The 6,510-nt window shown below is 43.7% G+C and carries 7 protein-coding genes; 2 read left to right on the top strand and 5 right to left on the bottom strand.

The window, feature by feature from the left end; translation table 11 throughout:
* Nucleotides 1-276: 276 nt before the first annotated feature.
* The 4 genes from B0182_RS08635 to B0182_RS08620 all read right to left on the bottom strand — a co-directional run bounded on the left by B0182_RS08635 (nucleotide 277) and on the right by B0182_RS08620 (nucleotide 3,112).
* Complete coding sequence (locus B0182_RS08635) at nucleotides 277-624, bottom strand: RnfH family protein (RefSeq protein ID WP_078274540.1); 348 nt, start codon at nucleotides 622-624, stop codon at nucleotides 277-279.
* Nucleotides 612-1,706 (bottom strand): hypothetical protein, encoded by a 1,095-nt coding sequence (locus B0182_RS08630; protein WP_078274546.1) that lies wholly within the window; start codon nucleotides 1,704-1,706, stop codon nucleotides 612-614. The genes B0182_RS08635 and B0182_RS08630 overlap by 13 nt, the downstream gene beginning before the upstream one ends.
* Before the next feature lie 123 nt (nucleotides 1,707-1,829).
* Nucleotides 1,830-2,522, bottom strand: a complete 693-nt coding sequence (locus B0182_RS08625) for a c-type cytochrome (protein ID WP_078274545.1) — start codon at nucleotides 2,520-2,522, stop codon at nucleotides 1,830-1,832.
* A gap of 293 nt (nucleotides 2,523-2,815) precedes the next feature.
* On the bottom strand, nucleotides 2,816-3,112 hold the full coding sequence (locus B0182_RS08620; protein WP_078274539.1) for a c-type cytochrome: 297 nt from the start codon (nucleotides 3,110-3,112) through the stop codon (nucleotides 2,816-2,818).
* A 216-nt stretch (nucleotides 3,113-3,328) separates the two neighbouring features.
* On the opposite strand from B0182_RS08620, the gene yihA reads away from it, so the two are divergent.
* Together yihA and rsmI are read left to right on the top strand one after the other, a co-directional pair.
* Complete coding sequence (yihA, locus tag B0182_RS08615) at nucleotides 3,329-4,033, top strand: ribosome biogenesis GTP-binding protein YihA/YsxC (RefSeq protein WP_078274544.1); 705 nt, start codon at nucleotides 3,329-3,331, stop codon at nucleotides 4,031-4,033.
* Nucleotides 4,034-4,114: 81 nt separating this feature from the next.
* Nucleotides 4,115-4,945, top strand: coding sequence for a 16S rRNA (cytidine(1402)-2'-O)-methyltransferase (gene rsmI, locus B0182_RS08610; RefSeq protein WP_078274538.1), 831 nt, complete (start codon nucleotides 4,115-4,117; stop codon nucleotides 4,943-4,945).
* A 189-nt stretch (nucleotides 4,946-5,134) separates the two neighbouring features.
* Here rsmI and B0182_RS08605 read toward each other — a convergent pair whose 3' ends face one another.
* Nucleotides 5,135-6,379, bottom strand: coding sequence for a DUF711 family protein (locus B0182_RS08605; protein WP_112741746.1), 1,245 nt, complete (start codon nucleotides 6,377-6,379; stop codon nucleotides 5,135-5,137).
* Between the last annotated feature and the right edge of the window lie 131 nt (nucleotides 6,380-6,510).

Below are 6,510 nucleotides of genomic sequence, written 5' to 3'. Positions count from 1 at the left end.
AGTTGAGAGTGGGGTATATTTTACAAATAAATCAACCGTTTTTGCATGAAAAATGGCCAAATCTTGTTTTTCATCGTCAAAAACTTGATTGATAGAAAACTCACAGCCTTTGTTTTTTCCTTGAAAAACGTGCGATTCCCCTGCTTTTTTAAACAGGCATTTTTCATTGCAAATACAAAGGGCAAGTACGCCCTAGTAAGCTAGATAAAAAATCAGGCAAAGTGGGATGCTTTGCCTGATTTTTTATGTGGTTTTTAGAATTATTATCTGTAAAAGCTATAACGGGCGATAGCCAAGCTTTTTTAGGCGAACTTTGGATTTGCATTTGCGTCGTGCCATCGGGTCGTAGTATAAGGGGCGATAAATCTCCACCCTATCGCCATCTGACAGCACCGTGTCTAAGCGTTTTTTTTGGCTGTATATGCCGACATACCACGCCTTGTGGCTAGGGTCGGCAGTCATGTGCGTGTCGCACCATGCCCCAAAGTCGATAAAAGTCGGCAGACTCAGCCAGCCTGCATGAACTAGGGCTTGGTATAGGGTTGTTCCGTGGGGCAGGATAAGTTCTTGATAGTAGTGCCTGTCCCCGTCTGCATACGCCAAAGCGATGTTTATTGTAGCCATTGCCCGACCCAGCCGATGAGTGCGATGATGATGGCAAGTGGCACGCCAATACGCACCAGCACTCGCCAGATGTTATAACGCCCTTCGCTTTTAAAGTTAAAAGTTTTGCGTAAATGGCTGATTTTCATCACAAAGCCAGAGAACACCGCCAAGATAACGACCGTCAAGAGACTGATGACGACCAGTGCCATTAGGGCGATGTTGGCAGGTAGGGTGGATAACAGCATGGCAAGCACGATACCAGCAGATACGCCCTTGATGAGTCCAAAGCGGATTTTGAGCTGACTGATGGCATAGTACACCAAGAAACTGGCGATGAACAGCATGCCCACACTCGTCACAGCAAAGGATGTTGGCGTGACAAAGGCACTGCCGACCATCAGAGCAAACGCCCCAAACACAAGCTGAGTGAGCCAGATGGGCAATATCAATCCCGATAAGGGCTTTTTGTTGTTCTTATCCATGACTTGTCGGGTCATGTCCACGCCCAAGAACCAGTACAGACCTGTACCCACGCCCACCGAGAGTAGTGCCAAAGAGACCGCCTTTGCCCACTCGCTAAGCGATACAGACGTGATGGTTGGCACACTCACACCGCTAGCTAGACCGCCATCAAAGAGCGAGATAAGCCCACCGATGATGACGATGATGACCCCGACCCCAAGTAGGCGAGTTTTGAGCAGGCTTAGGATGAGTGCTACTATCATCGCCCCTGCACTAAGCCCAACGCTTGGCACACTAAGGTTGAGCTGGGGTAGGTGCTGATGAAGTCCTGTTCCAATGCGTGCGGTCATGGTCGCACTAATGAGTAGTGAGACCAACACCGACAGCCCTGCAAAAGCTCGCCATGTCATCTTGGCATCGGCTTCACGGGTAAGCTTTTGCATGCCAAGCCACACACCATCGCCACTGCGAGCAGATAGGGCAAGCTCGGCAAATAACACGGGCAGACCCACCACGAGCATGGCAATCATCCACAACAGCCAAAAATCTAGCTCATGAGCCATGCTCGGGGCAATCTGATGGGCAAATAAGAGTGGTAAGGCACATGCCACAAAAAACACGGTATAACGAGATAACATAGCAAGCTCTGGTTGGGCGATTAGGATGGATAAGGGTAAGCAAAAACTAAATAGGGGCAAAATCAAGCAACGACAAAACCCCAATCAAGGGGTTTTATCACACACAAGTCTAAGTCTGACAAATCAGTGAACGGCACTGATAAATTCAGAAAGCATCTTGATGTCTTTATCAGACAGTTTGGCTGCCACGATTTGCATCATGCCTTTTTCGTCTTTTTTGGCAGAGTCGTTGGTACGAACCTGTTCTGCCATGAGACCTTCATCTTCACGACCTGCGGCACGGAACAGTTTTAGCTGAGTTGAGATATAGGTAGCATGCTGACCGCCAATGCGTGGGAACGCCGCCCAGCCATTGCCTGCTCCTTTGGGGTCATGGCACCCTGCACAAGGGATGATACCACGACTCTTGTCGCCACCTAGGTAGAGTTTTTGGGCGGCGGCGTTCGTGGCTTTGTTGCCATAACCTGGTAGCCACGGGGCTTGACTGGCATAGTATCCTGCTACGTTAGCAAGGTCTTGCTGGGTAAGTCCTGCAAGTTGTGCCTGCATGATGCCATTTTTTCTGGCACCTGTTTTAAAATCGACCAGTTGTTTGTATAGGTATTTGATGTTTTGACCGCCCAAATTTGGCTGAGCTGGGGCAACCGAGACACCATTGGCACCGTGGCAAGCGGCACAGTTGGCATCTACGATGGCTTTACCTGCTTCGATGTCAAAGGCAGGAACAGTTGGAGCGGCAGTGGCGGTCAAGGCGACAAAACCAAAACCTGTGGCGAGCAACGTTTTGGTTAGCATGGCTTTGGCTGACAAATTCATGGCTTTCATAACAATTTCCTACTAACTTCGGGGCAATCCCCGTGTCTTGGGTTTTGTATCTTTTTATTTGGCTTTTAAAAGTCAAATGGGTAAATCTTGCTTATTATAGCAAGACTTCGCTAAATTTTCCTACAAAAATTGTGGTTTTGGCAACATTTTTTTGCAAAAAGATGAGATTTTAACAAAAAATTATCAAATCAAGCCATCATCAACTTATGATTGACAAAAGCCATAAAACTGGGGCATGTACCCAAAGATGATGTTGCTGTTTGGGTAAACATGCCCCAGTTTTTTTATTTTGCCATGTAGTCAATCAATGCCCGAAACTCATCATCGCTACATGTTTGGCACAAGCCCTTGGCGGGCATTTGGGGCATGCCTTTTTTGGTGTTTTTGACTAAGGTGTCCATGCCTTTTTGGGCTTTTAGCCTATCCCATGTGGCTTTGTCGCCTTTTTTGGGGGCGTTTAAGGCACCGCTATCGTGGCAGGTGGCACAGGTTTTCTGGTAAGTGGTGGCGACATCGGCATGGCTTACACCTGTGGTGACTAGGGTAAGACTGGCAATGGCGATTTGTAATAATTTTGACATAATAACTCTCACTAAGGGTAATTTGGGATAAATGTGAGAATGGTTGTTTCTCTTTATGCTTTTATTATGCAAGTATTATGCAAGTTTTTTGCCAAGTTGCAAGAGATATTTGGTAACTATGCCGAATGCGACTTATTTACCCTTTGGGTTTTTTATCGCTATTTTATGGCTTTCATGATACACTATTTTATCATTTTAGCAGTTATATTTGACATCATGACCACCACCGACTACCAAAAAATCATCCGCCAAACCGCCTTTTCGCTCTCCGCCCCCACCCTAAAACTCTGCCCGCCTGATACAGGCTTTGAAGTGGCGTTTGCAGGGCGGTCTAATGCAGGCAAGTCGTCCGCCATTAACACCATCACCCACCAAAAACAGCTCGCTCGTTCGTCCAAAACCCCAGGGCGAACGCAGATGATTAACTTTTTTAATGTCGGCTCGCCTGATAGTCGTATCGTGGATTTGCCGGGCTATGGTTACGCCCAAGTGCCAGAAGGGATGAAAATCAAATGGCAAAAAGAGCTTGAAAATTATTTGGTAAACCGTCAAAGTCTGACGGGGCTAATTCTACTGACCGACATTCGCCACCCGTTGAAGTATTTTGATGAGCAAATGCTCCATTGGGCAAAGGACGGCGACTTGCCCGTTCATGTGTTACTCACCAAAGCGGATAAATTAAAACGTGGGGCTCAAAAAACCGCTCTACTACAAACCAAAAAACAACTGCAAGCCTTAGACTTGCCATTTTCCATTCAGCTGTTTTCGGCATTAAATAAAGAAGGGCTTGATGAGTTGGCGGACGTATTGGGCAATTGGCTACATTTGGGCGAAACCTTAAATTTAGAAAATGCGGATTTTGATAATGAAAATTTGGCAAATGATAAATTGGATAATACAGAATTAAATAATGATAATTAAAAATTTGTGAATTATTGTAGGGGGAAATCACATTCGCCCAAATAAAATTAACACTCATTATTTAAATTAAAAAGGCAAAAAATGACAGGCATTTTATATATCGTTGCCACCCCTATTGGCAATCTAAACGACATGACGGCAAGGGCGATTGACACCCTAAAATCCGTGAACGTGATCGCCTGCGAAGACACTCGCACAAGTTCCAAATTATTAAGTTTTTTTAACATATCCACGCCCACCACCGCCTATCATGAGCATAATGCCGACACACAGACGGCACGGCTGATAGAGCGATTGCAAAGCGGTCAATCGGTTGCTCTTATCTCGGACGCTGGCACACCGCTTATCTCTGACCCTGGTTATCGACTGGTGAAGGCGTGCCATGATGAGAGCATCACCGTTGTGCCGATTGTCGGGGCGTGTGCGGTCATCGGGGCGTTGTCTGTGGCGGGTTTGCCGTCTGATAAGTTTAGTTTTGTGGGGTTTTTGCCCGCCAAACAACATGGGCGGATAGAGACTTTAAAGGCGTATCAAGCTCATACTGAGACGCTTATTTTTTATGAAGCACCGCACCGCATTACAGATTGCCTATCCGACATGGCGGACGTGTTTGGCGGTGAGCGAGAAGCCACGTTGTGCCGTGAAATTAGCAAAACCTTTGAGACGATAAAAAAATTACCGCTGGCTGATTTATTAGAATTTGTAAAAAATGACTCCAACCAACAACGTGGCGAGATTGTGCTGGTCGTGGCAGGTAATACCCAAAAAGAACAAAAGGCGGATTATGATGACTGGCTACTTGCCATTGCCAAAGAATTACCACCAAAAAAAGCAAGTGCAATCGTGGCGGATGTATTAGGCATTAAAAAAAGTGAGGTTTATGACAGATTACTCATATTAACACAAAAATAATTGGCTCTGGTTCAAAAAGTATGATACAAAGAAAACCGTTCGTGGTAAGCTTGGGAAGCCTAACGGTTTTCCTACCCGCAGGCAGGCTCAGGGCGAACGGAAAACCTAGTTTGGCATACTTTTTGGACTACTACCAAATAATTAAGACAAAATAAAACCCAATAAAAGTGATTTTTATTGGGTTTTAAATTAAGGCAATGCCATCACCGCACAATTACACAAATCATCACTATCAAATGTTGTCATTTGTCCTTGTGTGAGATTGGGCACGGGAAATAAACGCACCGTCAAAGGTTTATTGAGACGATATGCCATTGTGCCTGTATCACGCATGATATGTACGATTGTATCAAATGGCGTATTACCTTCAATTGGCACAGTATCAAGTCCAATACCACAAACGCTACTAAATGTCAGCAATCCATGAATATCAAAATCACCCCTTTGTGTGCCAATCGCCAATCCTGTATCCTCGGTAACAGCAAGCATAAGTCCGCTAAATCCCACCTGTGTAACCGCAATACTTTTAAATACTTTAGTTAATAATGCTGAAATCTCAACCGTACCAGATGCCCCAAAAAATGGCACGCCCAATAATTCATAAAGTTTTGTCATTGATGAGCAATTTTTTGATGGGGCAGCAGAAGTGTCAATGCCAATAAAACGATAATTATCCGTTAATGTGGTGTTATTGACAATGTCGTTGATTGGTAAAATATGTTGACTTAGGGCTTGGTGCATGGTTTGATATGCCAATTGCATAAAATCAGCGTGGCTTAATTGTGATTTTTCGTGTTGAATGTCATTTAAGGCAGAAACTAATAAATCAGGCGTTTCAAGTCCCACTACTAACACATTGCCTAATTCGTTACGATGATAACTGGCAGGAAAATAAGGAATGAAAGAATTGCAATTAAAATTGACAGTAAAATTAAAATTACCTTGTCCATTTGGGGTAATGTTGGCGATGTGGTTAATGGCGTGAACGCTGTTCCTGATTTTTTCATTGTCCAAAAACCCATGCTCATCAATATCAATATTCACACAAGCATTGCATAAATCGCCATAATCTTTAATCAGCTCTGGTAATAAAGCGATTTCTTTGGCGGTTTTAGCCTCACCGATGGCAAATCTTAGGCGTAAAGGATTGTCTTGATTGAGTTTATTTAAAATATTTGTCAAATCAGACAAATCTTGTTTGGCAAAATCAAAATTATCCGTATTGATGTATTCACCAAATGGGTTTGTAACCAAACGAAGGGATTGTACAATATAGCCATGCTCCATTAATTGATTGGCGACTTTCTGGCAATTGAATTTGGCGACATTTAAAATATTTTCCCAATCATTTTTATCATCAGACAAACAAATAAAAGCGGTAACCGTACGAACTTTACATAAACTTTTATCATAGATTTTTGACAACATACTCATCATTTTCTCCTAAATGATATGATAAATTTTGGGGTTTTTGATTATATAATATGAATATTTGTTTTGCAAGTTGCCAAATCATGATTAATTTTATCGCAAATCTAACCCAAATTTGCTAAAATATACCATTT

Source organism: Moraxella bovis (assembly GCF_002014975.1).
Taxonomy (GTDB): domain Bacteria; phylum Pseudomonadota; class Gammaproteobacteria; order Pseudomonadales; family Moraxellaceae; genus Moraxella; species Moraxella bovis.
Note: the sequence above shows the minus strand (reverse complement) of the source record. Positions and strands in the feature narration are given on the sequence as shown.

Bases quoted from the DNA above. Each gene is read 5' to 3' on its own strand.
- rsmI (WP_078274538.1), top strand. From the start codon at position 4,115: ATGACAGGCATTTTATATATCGTTGCCACCCCTATTGGCAATCTAAAC.
- B0182_RS08625 (WP_078274545.1), bottom strand. From the start codon at position 2,522: ATGAATTTGTCAGCCAAAGCCATGCTAACCAAAACGTTGCTCGCCACA.
- B0182_RS08630 (WP_078274546.1), bottom strand. From the start codon at position 1,706: ATGTTATCTCGTTATACCGTGTTTTTTGTGGCATGTGCCTTACCACTC.
- B0182_RS08605 (WP_112741746.1), bottom strand. From the start codon at position 6,379: ATGAGTATGTTGTCAAAAATCTATGATAAAAGTTTATGTAAAGTTCGT.
- B0182_RS08620 (WP_078274539.1), bottom strand. From the start codon at position 3,112: ATGTCAAAATTATTACAAATCGCCATTGCCAGTCTTACCCTAGTCACC.
- yihA (WP_078274544.1), top strand. From the start codon at position 3,329: ATGACCACCACCGACTACCAAAAAATCATCCGCCAAACCGCCTTTTCG.
- B0182_RS08635 (WP_078274540.1), bottom strand. From the start codon at position 624: ATGGCTACAATAAACATCGCTTTGGCGTATGCAGACGGGGACAGGCAC.